Origin of the sequence: Acetobacter farinalis (assembly GCF_011516935.1) — a bacterium.
In the GTDB taxonomy this organism is placed as follows: domain Bacteria; phylum Pseudomonadota; class Alphaproteobacteria; order Acetobacterales; family Acetobacteraceae; genus Acetobacter; species Acetobacter farinalis.
This window is the reverse complement of sequence record NZ_WOTF01000004.1, coordinates 82,254-95,878: the sequence shown is the minus strand read 5'-3', so window position 1 is coordinate 95,878 and position 13,625 is coordinate 82,254. Positions and strand designations below refer to the sequence as shown.

Sequence of the window (13,625 nt, the reverse complement as noted above, 5' to 3'; positions counted from 1 at the left end):
GCCGGAGCATGGCCTGATGATATGAAAAACCGGCTAGGGCCGGTACAGTAATGCGCTTCTTCCCCCGGCGGAACCGGCGAAACCCCTTCCTGTTTCAAATTTCATGAAAAAATTGTGAAATTATCACCAAAATACGCCGGGATACCCGGCCGCACGGCGGACATCTTCCGGCGTCAACCCCGCCATGCGCATACTGCGCACGGCTTTGGCCCCGTCCCGTTTTGAAAGACGCCGCCCCTCGGCATCACATAACAGCGGGTGAAACAGATACGCCGGCGTGGGCCAGCCCATAAGGGCCTGGAGCAGACGATGCAAGTCTGTTGCCGCCCGCAGGTCCTCCCCGCGTGTCACCAGCGTGATGCCCTGTGCCGCATCATCATGCGTGACACAGAGATGATACGATGCGGGCACATCCCGTCTGGCCAGAACAACATCCCCAAACAGGTCGGGCTGGCAACGGACTATGCCACGTTCAAGGTCTGTATAGGTCAGCGGCCATATGCCGTGCCCTGTGCCGGGCTCCGCAGGCTGCCACCCCGTAACACCTGATCCTGCCCCTGAGGCTGCCGTATGTGTTTGTGCCCCCTCTAATGCGCGCGCCACCTCCAGCGCCCGCGCCATATCCAGCCGCAGCACATGCGGCCTGCCCTCGGCCAGAGCTGCTGCCCGCGCCCCCTCGGAGAGATGTCGGCAGAGACCGGGATAACGCAGGCTGCCATCCGGCGCGGTGTGCGGGGCGGACATCATGCCGGCAAACTCCCGCGCAATATCGGAGCGGGTGCAGAAACAGGGGTACAGCACTCCCATCTGGTCCAGCCGCTCCAGAGTGGCCCGATACGCCGCCATGTTGGCAGATTGCCGCAACACAGGCCGGGAAGAGCGCAGGCCAAGCCATTCCAGATCGTCCAGCAGGGCTGTCATGTAGCTTTCACGGCAGCGTTGCGGGTCAATATCTTCCATCCGCACCAGCCATGTGCCGTACGGCCCTTTATGCACCCAGCCCGCCAGAGCGGAGGCCACATGCCCCAGATGCAAAAAGCCGGTCGGGCTGGGGGCAAAGCGGGTGTTCCAGGAACGCTCAGTCATTGTTACAGCGCATCACGATAACAGTCACACAGGTTTCACAGAATGATAATAATACTGTTTTATTAAATACTTGTACGATTTCTTGCCAGAAATCAGTCAATCTGCAATACTCGCTGCGTTATTGATCTCGACGACGCACTTCCGCCGGCGTTCCGTTACGAGTTTTTACGCCAGCTTTGAAGTTGCGCCCTCACTACACCAAGGAGGCGCGTCTTGGCTGACGGCAGTATGCTGAATTTTCCGGCTTTGGTGTTGAACGCGGATTTTCGTCCGCTCTCCTACTTCCCCCTCTCTCTCTGGTCCTGGCAGGATAGTATCAAGGCCGTATGTCTGGACCGGGTTTCGGTGCTGAGTGAATATGATGCGGAAGTACACTCCCCCCATCAGACTTTCCGTCTTCCCAGCGTCATCGCCCTGAAAGACTATGTTCCCTCCGCCCGCAAGCCAGCCTTCACCCGCTTCAATGTTTTCCTGCGTGACAATTTTTCCTGCCAGTATTGCGGGGACAAACTTCCAGCCCCGGACCTGACATTTGACCATGTCATCCCCCGCTGCAAGGGCGGCCGCACGACATGGGAAAACGTTGTGACAGCCTGTGGTGTCTGCAATCTGCGGAAAGGTCCGCACCTGCCTCACACCATCAACATGGTGCCCCGGCAGCGCCCTACCCGCCCGACATCCTGGCAGCTTCAGGATAACGGGCGCGCCTTCCCGCCCAATTACCTGCATGAAAGCTGGCGCGACTACCTCTACTGGGACACAGAACTGGACAGCTGACCCCGCTGTGAGAGCAGTCTGCCCCTAACCCCCAGTGTTACTTGGTGTAGCTGTATCCGTATTCATCCGCCTGCTTTTGCAGGTCTGGCGCGTCTTTCAGGTTCAGCGGCAGCGGATGCGCATTTTTTTCATTCAGAATGAAATTATGATTGCTCATGCGCTGGCAGGTATTGGCCGCCAGAGGAAAGCTGAGGAACATCGGCCCCTTCATCTGCTTTCTCAGGCAGGACACATCCGTATCCACAAAAGGCACGCGGCCTGTTTCGGAAGAACATCCCCCCAGCAGTGCGAGGCCGGTGAGCATCACTCCAAAGCCGATTATCTTGCTGTTCCGTCTCACAACCACGCTGACCATTTCCTCACACTTTTGCGCCGGGCAGCCCGATGCCGCATTCAGGCTGCCAACCCTGCCATGCCTCGCGGTGTGCGCATAGAGTAAGCAGGGCAAAGCCCCTCCGTGCGCACCGCATGACAAAGCCGCACGCCAAACAGGGTGCGCCCTTCAGCCTACGTCGAAGCCAGCCCCGAGAATGGCATTCTGCAAAGAGGATATCCCGGCGCGTGCGGGATCATACACAATTTTCACGTCGCCCGTGGCAAGGGTGACATCAACAGCCTCTACGCCATCAACAGCGGCCAACGCGCGTTTGATAGAGGAAACGCACCCCTCACAGGTCATGCCTTCCACCATAAAGCTTGTTTCTGTTGTTGCCATTCTCACATTGCCCTTTCTGAAATCCACACGCTCCCGCACCAGTCCGCCAGGGCAGACGTCCAGAGCAGATCTCCAACGTCTACCCCAACAGGTGCTGGTGCAAAAAGCCCTTCCTGCGAGAAAAAAGCGCCCCCGCCTTTCCGGCATAGTCCGCTTCTGTCAAACAGCCCCTCTCTGCCCCCTCGGCAGAACAGGCCACGCAAGGTAAGATACCCGCCATGCCGGATATGCCTCTTCCTTCTGCCGCCCCGCCGCCTGAGCCCGAAGCCTGCTGGCGGGATACCCCCCTGCACCGGCTGATGCTGACAGCACTCCTCAACACGCTGGATGCAACCCTTCTCGGCAGCGCCAGCGCCACGCGCACGCTGGAAGAGTGGAGCCAGCGGCATCGTCTGGCCTCCCCCCCTACACTCCGGGCGGTCAACCTGCGCACACCGCCACGCCCCTGCCCCCCAAACCTTCAGGCGGCGTTACGCCTGCCTGCATCCGTGCCGGCAGGCACCCTCCGTTACCGGCATGTGCGGCTTATGTGTGGGCCTATTGTGCTGTCTGAAGCGGAAAACTGGTATCTCCCGGCGCGCCTCACCCCGGCGATGAATGAGGAGCTGGACACCACAGAAACCCCGTTCGGGCGCGTAACCGCGGCTCTGGCCTTCACGCGCCAGCTTGTTCAGGCGGAACGGCTCTGGTCCGCCCTGCCTGCCGGGTGGGAACTGGGGCCGCTCCCGACGGGAAGTGGGTTGCCCCTTGAGTTTCCACCTCTGCTTTTCCGCCACCATGCCACCCTCTCCCGGCAGGACGGCACGCCGATCAGCGCGGTGATTGAAAGCTATACAGCCGGGGCCTTCAGCTTTCCGCCACCAGAGGTTGCATATCAGCCGTCCTCCAGCGCCTGACCCCGCACTCAGCGGGCCTCAGACTTCTTCGCTCATGCGGGTTTTATCAACAAACTGTTCTGTTTCATCATCCAGCGCACGGGTCTTGCGTCCGCCCGGACCATGAACATACAGGTCTTTCCGGTCCACGGAGCTTACGACATCCGGCTGGATGGGCATCAGATACCGAGCCTTGCGCATATGGTCGGCAAGCTGCAACTTAGGGTTGAAAACAGAATTGAACTTCCACAGCATTTTCAGGAAGTTTGTCTGCCCTTTCAGCAGCAGGCGGCCCGCAATCCCGGCTGTATCCCTCAGCGCTTCCCACCCCATATGTTTGGTGTTCAGCACCTGCTGGGTTTTGACCAGTTCTTCATAAAACTCCGGCAGCGGCAGTTTTGTGGGAAGCACGGCATGCTGGATATCAAACAGGCGATAATCCCGCGTGGTCAGGCGGCGTGCTTCCTTGTGCCAGATTTCCGTGCCCGGATACGGGGTGGTGACGGAAATATTGACGATTTCCGGAATTTCCAGACACCACTGCCGCACCGCCTCAAACCGGCTGCGGTCCCATGAAGGGTCGGCAATAATATTGATGGCAACAATCAGCCCCAGAGACCGCGCATACTCCAGCGCCTCAAAATTCTTGTCCAGTGAGACACGCTTGCGGAACTGCTTCAGCCCTTCCTCATCCACCGCTTCCATCCCGATGAAAATGTAGGAAAGGCCGATTTCGCTCCAGACCTTGAACACCTCCTTGTTCCGCAGCAGCACATCCGCCCGCGTTTCCAGATAATATTCCTTCTTGATGCCCCGTTTCTTGATTTCATTGGCAATAGCCATGCCGTGCTCTTCATGCACAAAGGCCACATCATCCACTATGAAGATGCCCGGTTCCTTGATCTCTTCCAGTTCATCCGCAATCACGGTCGGGCTGGCGGTGCGGTAGGAGCGGCCATAGAAGGTCCAGGCGGAGCAGAACGTGCAGTCCCACGGGCAGCCGCGCGCAAACTCGATGGAAGCTGCCGGGTCCAGTGTTCCGATAAAATACTTGTTGCGGTGCCGCAGCAGATCCCGCGCCGGGCGGATTGTGTCGAGGGAGTCTACAAAAACCGGTGCTGGCCCTTCCCCCTCCATGGTGACAACCCCCGGCACCGTAAGCAGGTCTTTCTCCTCCGCCACCGCGTCCAGCAGCAGGCCGACAGAGGCATCGCCCTCCCCTTTCAGGATGCAGTTCACAGCGCCCTCGGAAAGGGCCAGCACATCCCGCGCAATGAAGGAAACAGAGTGACCACCAATAAACTGGAAAATACTGGGGCACCGCACCCGCGTGGCACGGCACAAATCAATAATTTCCGGTACATTGGCCAGATAGTTCCCTGAAAAACAGACAACATCAGGCTGAAAATCTTCAAGAAGCGCCCAGTAATCCTTATGGCTTTCAACCTGAAGATCAATAATCCGCACATCGTGCCCGGCATCACGCGCGGCACCGGCCACCAGTTCCAGCCCGAGGGGCTCGAGCCTGAGAAAAACCTTGGTGTACATCAGGGCACTGGGGTGAACCGCCAGAACTTTCATGAGCGTCCTTTCCTAAACAGGCGTTTCCTGCACGGGCGGCCATGAAAAGGCCTGACCTCGGCCGGTTTTTCAGAATTTCCAGAAAGCAACCTGAACAGTTCATCTTTTCAGCCGCAAAACGCTTCGTGCGCCTTCCGCTGCAAACTATTCAGACAGCCTCTCTATTGAGGATCATAAAGAACCACGCGCCTGGAACCTTGGTGCTGACGCGCCACCACCCATGCACAGAGTGGATATCTTGAAAACAGGATGTAGAGGCAGAATAACACTCAACCCTCTGTTCTGTAGTATTTTTTCACTCCTGCCATATCTGCCCTGCCTTTTCTGGCAGGATATTCGGCCTTCTTATAACTTTTATGTTCTTTTTGTAGAACTCTTCTTCACAATGAAACCTGCTCATACAAAACTGGCCCGTCCAGCTCCCAAAACACTGAAACGTGCCATGGGTTCCGGTCCGGGCCAGAGTTTCATGCCGTCCGCCAGACACTCATGCCATCAGGCAAGGAGTCCGGCTGTGCATGAAGCGCCTTCTCAGGGAAGGATTTCGGTTTCCGCGAAGAAGAAGCGGATTTCGTTGGCAGCGTTTTCCGCGCTGTCAGAACCATGCACGGAGTTTGCTTCAATGCTTTCAGCAAACTGGGCGCGAATGGTGTGGGCTTCGGCCTTTTTCGGGTCCGTTGCGCCCATCACGTCACGGTTCTTGGCAACGGCGTTTTCGCCTTCCAGAACCTGAAGAACAACCGGACCGGAGATCATGAAGGATACCAGATCGTTATAGAACGGGCGTTCCTTGTGCACGGCATAGAACGCACCGGCCTGAGCCGGGGTGAGCTGCACGCGCTTCTGGGCAACAATTTTCAGGCCGGCGTCTTCAAACACGGCGTTGATCTTGCCGGTCAGGTTACGACGGGTGGCATCGGGCTTGATGATGGAAAGAGTACGTTCTGTCGCCATGTGCGGTCTCCTCATTGCATAATCGGGCCGCACAAAACGCGGCCTTTCAGGATGCTCCTCTAGAGCATATTCACGCAGGCTGGTAGGTACTTCCCCTGATCAAAACAAGTTTCCAGACAGAACGAGACCCCCGTTGAGCCTTCTTGTCATTTCCGACCTTACTCTCCGCATTGCTGGCCGCACACTTCTGGACCACGCAGACCTCTCCATAGAACCCGGCCGCAAGGTGGGGCTCGTGGGGCGGAACGGGGCCGGAAAGTCCACCCTGCTGGGTGCCATTGCGGGGGACAGCGCGCCCGATGGAGGGGAAATCCGCCTCTCCTCCCGCGCGCGCATGGCCCGCGTGAAGCAGGAAGCTCCGGCCGATGGCGCCTCTCTTCTCGAAACTGTTCTGGCGGGTGATGCCGAACGCACCGCCCTGCTGAACGAAGCCGAAACCTCAACGGACCCGGTCCGCATCGGGGAAATTCATGAACGCCTGACCGCCATTCAGGCCGATAGCGCCCCGGCCCGTGCCGGGTCCGTGCTGGCGGGGCTCGGCTTCAGCGCCGAAGCCCAGCGCCGCCCGGTTTCAGATTTTTCGGGCGGCTGGCGCATGCGCGTCTCTCTTGCCACCGCGCTCTTTCTGGAGCCCGATCTGCTGCTGCTGGACGAACCCACCAACCATCTGGATCTGGAAGCCACCCTCTGGCTGGAAGGCTGGCTGACCCGCTTTGCCGGTGCCGCGTTGATTGTCAGCCATGATCGCGGCCTGCTGGATTCGTGCGTGGATGCCATCGCGCATCTGGACAAGGGCAAGCTCAGCCTGACCCCCGGCGGCTACGAAAACTTTGTCCGAATCCGCACAGAGCAGGCCCTTCAGCAGGCGCGCGCCGCCGAACGAATCGCGGCACAGCGCGCCCACATGCAATCCTTTGTGGACCGCTTCCGGGCAAAGGCGACCAAAGCCCGGCAGGCACAGGCGCGCCTGAAGGCACTGGAAAAACTGCCCGTGATTGAAAGCGTGGTGGAAGACGCCCCCACCCGCTTCGCCTTTCCCGAGCCCGAGCAACTGGCGCCGCCCATGTTCACGGCAAACCGCGTCAGCCTCGGCTACGGTGGCGCACCTGTGCTGAGCAATCTCTCCTTCCGGCTGGATATGGAAGACCGGATTGCCCTGCTGGGGGCGAACGGCAACGGCAAATCCACGCTCGCCAAGCTGATTGCCGGGCGGCTGGAGCCCCTGTCCGGCACGGTTGACCGGAATTCCCGGCTGAAAATCGGCTATTTTGCCCAGCATCAGGCGGAAGAGCTGGTGCTGCACCAGACCCCGATCGACCATATGGAACGCGCGCTCCCCAAGGCGCTGCCCCCGGTTGTGCGGGCACAACTCGCACGGTTCGGGCTGGATGCGGACCGGGCCGAAACCCCGGTCAAAGACCTTTCAGGCGGCGAGAAAGCCCGCCTGCTGCTGGCTCTTGCCACACGGGATGCACCGCAACTGCTGATTCTGGATGAACCAACCAACCATCTCGATCTGGATGCGCGTGATGCGCTGGTGCGTGCACTTTCAGAGTTTGAAGGCGCCGTGCTGCTCATCAGCCATGACCCGCATCTGGTGGAAATGGTGGCGGACCGGCTCTGGCTGGTGGCCGATGGCAAGGTCACGCCTTTTGAGGGAGATATGGCGGACTATCGCCGCTGGCTGATCGAGCAGAACCGCGCCACAAACCGCACGAAGCAGGACACGCAGGCGCAGGCCAGCCGCAAGGATGACCGGCGGGAACGCGCCGAAGCGCGCAAGGCGCAGGCCCCGCTGCGCAAGATTATCAAGGATACCGAAGCAGCCTTGGGCAAACTGGCCACAGAGCGCGCGAAAATAGAAGCTACGCTGGCTGACCCCGCCCTGTACAGCGAGGGAAAAGCCAATGACGTCACACGCCTGAACACGCGTCTGGCCGCCATTGGCAAGGAGCAGGCCGAACTGGAAGAACGCTGGCTGGAAGCCGAAGCGGAACTGGAAAATGCGGCGGTGGAGGACTGACCCCGACCGCAGCGGCCGGCCCTCTCATTTTCGACTCGCAACAAGGGCGGGTGCTGCACTCCGCCCGCTCACGCATCTGTTCCGGCGGCAAGGCTCCGCACAGCAAATGCGAACATGGTTTTTATGACCGTACGCGGCCACTCAGCCTTCCCCGGCGGACAATCAGCACCCCTGCCCCCCAAACTTTCCTTGCGGCCAGACACGCTGACATAAAATATTTTATTACAGAGTGTATAAAAATATGCACCAACTGCTGTCACCAAACTGTTGGCCAGCCGTTACACAGGCAGCCTTATGAAAGATCTCTTTTTATGACCTCTGCCTCCTCCGCCTCGTCTGGTCCAAACACCCTTGACCAGAGCGGGGAAAATCAGGCCACGGCCACAGTTCCGACAGCCGCCCACCCATCTGCCTCCCCCACCATGACCCCCACCAAGGATGAAAGCACCGGCAATGAAAGCGCGGGATGGCTGGGCAGCATTACCCATATCCTGCGCCTGACCCTCGGGCTGGCCGTTATAGGGCTGCTGGTGTGGCTGCTGGGAGATGTGCTGACCGTTGTATTCGCCGCAGCCCTGTTTGCCGTGGTGCTGCATGGTTTGTCCAATATTCTCGTCAAGCATCTGCGGCTGCCTTATGGCTGGTCCCTGACTGTGGTTGTCACGGCGCTGCTGGCGGCGGTGGTTCTGCTGGTCTGGGGCAGTGGCCCGGCCATTGTGAGTGAAGCCTCACGCCTGCAGGATGCCCTGCGCCAACAGGAAACCTCCCTGCGCGCCACACTGCAGAACAGCCCCACCGGCCAGATGATCCTGAATTATCTGCCCTCCTCTCTCGGCGGAAAGCACGGCGGGAGCAGCAGCAGTCTGGCCTCTCTGGGCTCGCGGATTGCTGGTTCCATGACGGGCATCCTCGGCTCCGCCTTCGGGGTGGCAGGGACAATTATCGTCATCCTGATTGCCGGGCTGTATTTCGCCATGTCCCCCACCCTGTACGCAAATGGCGCGCTGCGTCTTGTGCCTGTGGGCCAGCGGCCCAGAGCACGGATGCTGATGCTCCGTGCAAGCCAGACTCTGTGGGCATGGGTGGCCGGACAATCTCTGGACATGCTGGTGGTGGGTGTCCTCTCGGGTGTCGGGCTGTGGTTCATTGGTGTGCCACTGGCGCTGGCGCTGGGGGTTCTGGCGGGATTGTGCAACTTCATCCCGTATATCGGGGCTATTATGGGGGCCGTGCCTGCCCTGCTGATCGCCCTTTCTCTGGGCACGCGGGAAACGATTATGGTGGCTGTGCTTTACAGCGTGATCCAGTTTTTCGAAGGTAATGTTCTCGCCCCGGTCATCCAGCGTCATGCCGTGCAGATGCCACCTGCCATTACCGTGTTGTCCCAGACGCTGTTTGGCACCATTCTCGGTTTCCCCGGTCTGATTTTTGCCTCTCCGCTGACAGCCGCCCTGTTGTCTATTTTTGATGGCCTCACCCCGCCCCTCTCCGATGAGGAACGATTGTAAAACTCGGGCCGTGACAAACAGGTAGGAACACCGTAAGATTTTGGTAATTACTTCCGGAGTCTGAGTTCAGAAATGCGCATTCTTCTTGTTGAAGACGATCAAACAGTCAGAACTTTCATTGCCAAAGGCCTCTCTGAAGCTGGACACCTTGTCGAGCAGGCCGAAAACGGCAAGGAAGGTCTGGCACTCGCCACCAACGAGAAGTTTGATGTTGTCATTCTTGATAGAATGCTCCCCGGCGGAGTGGATGGGATTCATATCCTTGAAACCCTGCGCGGGCAGGGCAACGTCACCCCGGTCCTTCTCCTGTCGGCTTTGGCGGATGTTGATGAAAAAGTTGCCGGACTGAAGGCCGGAGGGGATGACTATGTCACAAAGCCCTTCTCCTTCAGTGAGCTTCAGGCCCGGATCGAAGCTCTTGTCCGCCGCAACCGGAATGAAGCCCAGCCGCAGACACGCCTGATGGTTGGTGATCTTGAGATTGATCTGCTGGCCCGTGGCGTCAAACGCGCTGGACAGAAAATTGACCTCCAGCCGCGTGAATTCAGGCTGCTGGAATTCCTGATGCGCCATGCCGGGCAGGTTGTAACCCGCACCATGCTGCTGGAAGGCGTGTGGGATTATCATTTTGACCCGCAGACCAATGTGATTGACGTACACGTCTCCCGCCTGCGGCAGAAAATTGACAAACCCTTCGGGCGGCCGCTGGTGCACACCATACGCAACGCGGGGTACATGCTGCAGGAATGAGCTTGCCGGATGCCTCTGCTCCCGTAAGCCCCTCGCCCGGTTTCTTTAACCTGCGCTCTGTCAGCCTGCGCTTTGCGCTGGTTTACGGGAGTCTCTTCATCTGCTCCACGGTCCTGTTCTTCTCCTTCATCTGGTGGGGAACAGCCGGTTTGCTTGAACACCGGGTTGAGCTGGCAATCTCGGCGGATTCCCGCGCCCTGTTCAATGTCTGGGAAGAAAGCGGCCCCCCCGGCCTGACCATGATGATTGATGACCGGCTGGAACAGGATGTGGATGACAACACCCTGTATCTGCTGGTCAACAAGGACGGCAAATGGATTGCCGGAAATCTGGCAGAATGGCCTCGCCAGATTACCCGCAACCACCACTGGTTCAATCTCCCCGTTCAGCGCGCCTATACGCAGGATCTGGCCAAAGTGCGGGCTTACGGCCTGCCTGACGGATACCGGCTGCTGATAGGCCGGGATATCAGCGGGCGCACGCTCCTGCGCAAAATGCTGACAGACACCCTGCTGTGGGCCTGGATCATGATCGCCTTGCTGGCCATAGGCGGTGGCTGGCTTGTCCGCCGCCTGTTCCAGCATGTGATCCACACCATCAGCAGGACCACGCTGGCCATTACACACGGGGATATGTCCCAGCGCATGCCCGTGCACGGCACGGATGATGAGCTTGATGCCGTCTCCAAGGCCATCAACGAGATGCTGGACCGCATCAGCCGCCTGATGGACGGTGTCCGGCAGGTCTCCAACGCCATCGCGCATGACATGCGTACTCCTGTCACGCGTGCCCGTGCGCAACTGGAATACGCCGCCCTCCACGCCAAGGGAGAAGCCGCCCTGCGGGCCGCAATCGAGCAGGCCGTGGGCAATCTGGATAATGTGACCGCTATTTGCGAAGCCCTTCTGCGCATTGCCCAGATTGAGTCCGGCGCACGGCGCTCCGCCTTTGTGCTGTTTGATCTGATCCCGGCACTTCAGGATGTGTGCGAACTGTACGAGGCCGTGGCGGAAGAGCACGGGCTGACATTTACCCAGTCCCTGCCCGCCTCTCTGCCCTTTTTTGGAGACAGGGCCATGTTTCAGCAGGCTGTAGCCAATCTGCTGGATAACGCCATCAAGTTTTCTCCACCCAGGGGCACGGTCACACTCTCGGCAGAAATCGTGACACTTGAGCCACCTCTGGACGGCCGGAGCAGGCTGCTGCGCCTGAGTGTGGCGGATGAAGGCATCGGGATGAATGACGCCGATATGGCCCGCGCCACGGAACGTTTTTTCCGGGCGGAACAGGCCCGCAGCACACCCGGTTCCGGGCTTGGACTCGCGCTGGTGCAGGCTATTGTCCAGTTGCATGAGGGCCAGCTTCAGCTTGCCCCCAATACTCCCGGCCTGATCACATGCCTTGAAGTACCTCTGCCGGATGAAGAAAACTTCCCCACAGAGGTTATTGCGTAAACTCTCGCATTAATTTCAGAACGCAAAACATTAATAAAGCATTACCAAAAGGGAGCTGCCTTGAAAAAGCCACCGCACTCCCTCCAATGCATTAAATATGAGACGATCTCTGCCTCTCGCCCTTATGCTGACATTAGGGAGCATTGCGACAGCAGCCGTAACGACCAGACTTTCAGCACAAGCGGTTCTTCCGCCCCCGCCCCCTGTTGAGGGGCGCCGCATAATTGGTGCTCTGCCACCCCCAAAACCTGTTATTATCACATCAGACAGCATGGCTTTCTGCCTCCGCCTGTCCCATGCCATTGAGAATTACAAGAAAGAGGCCCTGCCCCGCACGGTCAGCCAACTCCGGGATGAAGGCATGGATCTGTGCCGCGAGGGGTTGGTCCGCGCCGGACTTATCCGCCTCCGGCATGCTCTTTCCACCCTGAAAAGGAAGTCCCCTTAATGCGTCTTTCCTCCCGCATGACCGCAACCGGCACACTGGTGCTTGCACTCCCCCTCGCTCTGGCAAGCCTGAGCCCGGTTTTTGCGCAAAGCAGCCAGACCAAGCCGGAAGATACGTACACCCGGCTGGAAATCTCTGGCTCAGGCTCTGTCAAGGCAGCGCCCAACCAGCTTGTTGCCCGTTTCCGGGCGGAAAGCCGGGCCAAGACAGCCGCTGCGGCTCAGCAAGCCGTGAATGCGCAGGTCCATCAGGCCCTGGAACAGGCCGGCAAAACCAACGACATCAAAGCCGCCGTGCTGCAATATTCAGTGTCTGAAACCCTGCAGGATAAAGCTCCGTCCTCATGGACAGCGGGACAGGAACTGACCTTTACCGCCACAGACGGCACAGCCCTGCTGCCGCTGACCGGCCAGCTTCAGGGAGAAGGCCTGATGCTGGAAGACCTTTCATGGTCTCTCTCTCCCGAGAACCAGAAAGCTCTGATGCTCGAAGCCGGGAAAAAAGCCGTGGAGGACCTGAAAAAACAGGCTGAAACCCTGGCAGCCCCTCTGGGCCTGCATGTGGTGCGCTTTACCAATATTTCTGTCTCAAACGGCGCATTTCCACGCCCTGTGCTGATGATGGCTGCCATGGCCTCCGCCCGCGGCGGAGCAGACAGCGCACCCCCGCCACCGTCCAGCACTGCGGAAGAACAGACCGTGCAGGCAAGAGCAACAGCCACTGTGCTGCTGGCCCCCTGAGGCCTTTCCCTGCGCCAAATAAAAAAGGCGTCTGTGCGGAGGTTACCCCCCGCACAGACGCCTTTTTAAATTCCGTCACGCTGCAAGACAGGCCCGGCAGCCGGAAACAGAGTTAGCGCGGTGCCAGCACCATGATCATCTGCCGGTTTTCAAGGCGCGGCATCTGCTCGACTTTAGCCAGTTCATCCATCTCGGTCCGGATCCGCTCCAGAACCTTGATGCCCAGTTCCTGATGCGCCATTTCACGACCACGGAAACGCAGGGTGACTTTCACCTTGTCACCATCGCCCAGGAAGCTTTTCACAGAACGCATTTTAACCTGGTAGTCATTTTCGTCGATATTCGGACGAACCTTGACTTCCTTGATTTCAATAACTTTCTGCTTCTTGCGGGCTTCGTTGCGCTTCTTCTGCTGCTCGTACTTGAACTTGCCGTAGTCAAGAATCTTGGCAACAGGCGGTTCCGCGTTCGGGCTGATCTCAAGAAGATCCAGACCGACACCATAAGCGCGAGCCAGCGCATCGCGGGTGGACATGACACCCGCCATCTCGCCTTCTTCGTCAATCAGACGAACCTGCGGTACACGGATCTCTTCGTTAACACGTGGTCCCTCGCGGGTGGGCGGCGCGGGAATAGGGGGTCTGGCTATGGTCAGCTCCTGTCGTGGATAAAACAACAAACAGAAGCACCTCCCGGTGCTTCCGCTCAGGCTTT

At 59.0% G+C, this 13,625-nt stretch carries 14 protein-coding genes; 7 read left to right on the top strand and 7 right to left on the bottom strand.

Features of this window, described 5'->3' with window-relative positions; all coding sequences use genetic code 11:
* Positions 1–123 precede the first annotated feature (123 nt).
* A complete protein-coding gene (gene gluQRS, locus GOB82_RS06530) occupies positions 124–1,086 on the bottom strand; it encodes a tRNA glutamyl-Q(34) synthetase GluQRS (RefSeq protein ID WP_166121308.1) in 963 nt (320 codons plus the stop codon).
* Between the two features lie 213 nt (positions 1,087–1,299).
* Between gluQRS and GOB82_RS06525 the strand changes: the two genes are divergently transcribed.
* Entirely contained in the window at positions 1,300–1,863 is a 564-nt protein-coding gene (locus tag GOB82_RS06525) for an HNH endonuclease (RefSeq protein ID WP_194300399.1), read from the top strand.
* Positions 1,864–1,900: 37 nt separating this feature from the next.
* Here the strand turns inward: GOB82_RS06525 and GOB82_RS06520 are convergent, their stop codons facing one another.
* Both GOB82_RS06520 and GOB82_RS06515 read right to left on the bottom strand, forming a co-directional pair.
* Positions 1,901–2,218, bottom strand: coding sequence for a hypothetical protein (locus GOB82_RS06520; RefSeq protein WP_166121510.1), 318 nt, complete (start codon positions 2,216–2,218; stop codon positions 1,901–1,903).
* A gap of 147 nt (positions 2,219–2,365) precedes the next feature.
* On the bottom strand, positions 2,366–2,578 hold the full coding sequence (locus tag GOB82_RS06515) for a heavy-metal-associated domain-containing protein (RefSeq protein WP_166121305.1): 213 nt from the start codon (positions 2,576–2,578) through the stop codon (positions 2,366–2,368).
* 218 nt (positions 2,579–2,796) lie between these two features.
* Here GOB82_RS06515 and GOB82_RS06510 point away from each other — a divergent pair, with 218 nt between their 5' ends.
* Entirely contained in the window at positions 2,797–3,474 is a 678-nt protein-coding gene (locus GOB82_RS06510; RefSeq protein WP_166121302.1) for a hypothetical protein, read from the top strand.
* Between the two features lie 18 nt (positions 3,475–3,492).
* Here GOB82_RS06510 and hpnR read toward each other — a convergent pair whose 3' ends face one another.
* Together hpnR and ndk are read right to left on the bottom strand one after the other, a co-directional pair.
* Positions 3,493–5,034, bottom strand: a complete 1,542-nt coding sequence (gene hpnR / locus GOB82_RS06505) for a hopanoid C-3 methylase HpnR (RefSeq protein WP_166121299.1) — start codon at positions 5,032–5,034, stop codon at positions 3,493–3,495.
* 531 nt (positions 5,035–5,565) lie between these two features.
* A complete protein-coding gene (ndk, locus tag GOB82_RS06500) occupies positions 5,566–5,988 on the bottom strand; it encodes a nucleoside-diphosphate kinase (RefSeq protein ID WP_043553592.1) in 423 nt (140 codons plus the stop codon).
* A gap of 133 nt (positions 5,989–6,121) precedes the next feature.
* Between ndk and GOB82_RS06495 the strand changes: the two genes are divergently transcribed.
* The 4 genes from GOB82_RS06495 (at position 6,122) to GOB82_RS06480 (ending at position 11,723) form a co-directional block, all read left to right on the top strand.
* Complete coding sequence (locus GOB82_RS06495) at positions 6,122–8,011, top strand: ABC-F family ATP-binding cassette domain-containing protein (protein ID WP_166121296.1); 1,890 nt, start codon at positions 6,122–6,124, stop codon at positions 8,009–8,011.
* Positions 8,012–8,433: 422 nt separating this feature from the next.
* Positions 8,434–9,519 (top strand): AI-2E family transporter, encoded by a 1,086-nt coding sequence (locus GOB82_RS06490; RefSeq protein ID WP_166121508.1) that lies wholly within the window; start codon positions 8,434–8,436, stop codon positions 9,517–9,519.
* 72 nt (positions 9,520–9,591) lie between these two features.
* Positions 9,592–10,269, top strand: coding sequence for a response regulator transcription factor (locus GOB82_RS06485; RefSeq protein ID WP_166121293.1), 678 nt, complete (start codon positions 9,592–9,594; stop codon positions 10,267–10,269).
* Positions 10,270–10,271: 2 nt separating this feature from the next.
* On the top strand, positions 10,272–11,723 hold the full coding sequence (locus GOB82_RS06480; RefSeq protein ID WP_242007239.1) for a sensor histidine kinase: 1,452 nt from the start codon (positions 10,272–10,274) through the stop codon (positions 11,721–11,723).
* A gap of 262 nt (positions 11,724–11,985) precedes the next feature.
* Here GOB82_RS06480 and GOB82_RS06475 read toward each other — a convergent pair whose 3' ends face one another.
* Entirely contained in the window at positions 11,986–12,138 is a 153-nt protein-coding gene (locus GOB82_RS06475) for a hypothetical protein (protein ID WP_166121287.1), read from the bottom strand.
* A 32-nt stretch (positions 12,139–12,170) separates the two neighbouring features.
* Between GOB82_RS06475 and GOB82_RS06470 the strand changes: the two genes are divergently transcribed.
* Positions 12,171–12,911: an SIMPL domain-containing protein gene (locus GOB82_RS06470; protein ID WP_242007238.1), complete on the top strand. Its 741-nt coding sequence runs from the start codon at positions 12,171–12,173 to the stop codon at positions 12,909–12,911.
* A 112-nt stretch (positions 12,912–13,023) separates the two neighbouring features.
* Here the strand turns inward: GOB82_RS06470 and infC are convergent, their stop codons facing one another.
* Positions 13,024–13,545 (bottom strand): translation initiation factor IF-3, encoded by a 522-nt coding sequence (gene infC, locus GOB82_RS06465; protein ID WP_166121503.1) that lies wholly within the window; start codon positions 13,543–13,545, stop codon positions 13,024–13,026.
* Positions 13,546–13,625: the final 80 nt, after the last annotated feature.

Coding starts and splice junctions, on each gene's coding strand:
- gluQRS (WP_166121308.1), bottom strand. CDS start 1,086: ATGACTGAGCGTTCCTGGAACACCCGCTTTGCCCCCAGCCCGACCGGC.
- hpnR (WP_166121299.1), bottom strand. CDS start 5,034: ATGAAAGTTCTGGCGGTTCACCCCAGTGCCCTGATGTACACCAAGGTT.
- ndk (WP_043553592.1), bottom strand. CDS start 5,988: ATGGCGACAGAACGTACTCTTTCCATCATCAAGCCCGATGCCACCCGT.
- GOB82_RS06490 (WP_166121508.1), top strand. CDS start 8,434: ATGACCCCCACCAAGGATGAAAGCACCGGCAATGAAAGCGCGGGATGG.
- GOB82_RS06520 (WP_166121510.1), bottom strand. CDS start 2,218: ATGGTCAGCGTGGTTGTGAGACGGAACAGCAAGATAATCGGCTTTGGA.
- GOB82_RS06485 (WP_166121293.1), top strand. CDS start 9,592: ATGCGCATTCTTCTTGTTGAAGACGATCAAACAGTCAGAACTTTCATT.
- GOB82_RS06510 (WP_166121302.1), top strand. CDS start 2,797: ATGCCGGATATGCCTCTTCCTTCTGCCGCCCCGCCGCCTGAGCCCGAA.
- GOB82_RS06470 (WP_242007238.1), top strand. CDS start 12,171: ATGCGTCTTTCCTCCCGCATGACCGCAACCGGCACACTGGTGCTTGCA.
- GOB82_RS06475 (WP_166121287.1), bottom strand. CDS start 12,138: ATGCCGGAGGCGGATAAGTCCGGCGCGGACCAACCCCTCGCGGCACAG.
- GOB82_RS06515 (WP_166121305.1), bottom strand. CDS start 2,578: ATGGCAACAACAGAAACAAGCTTTATGGTGGAAGGCATGACCTGTGAG.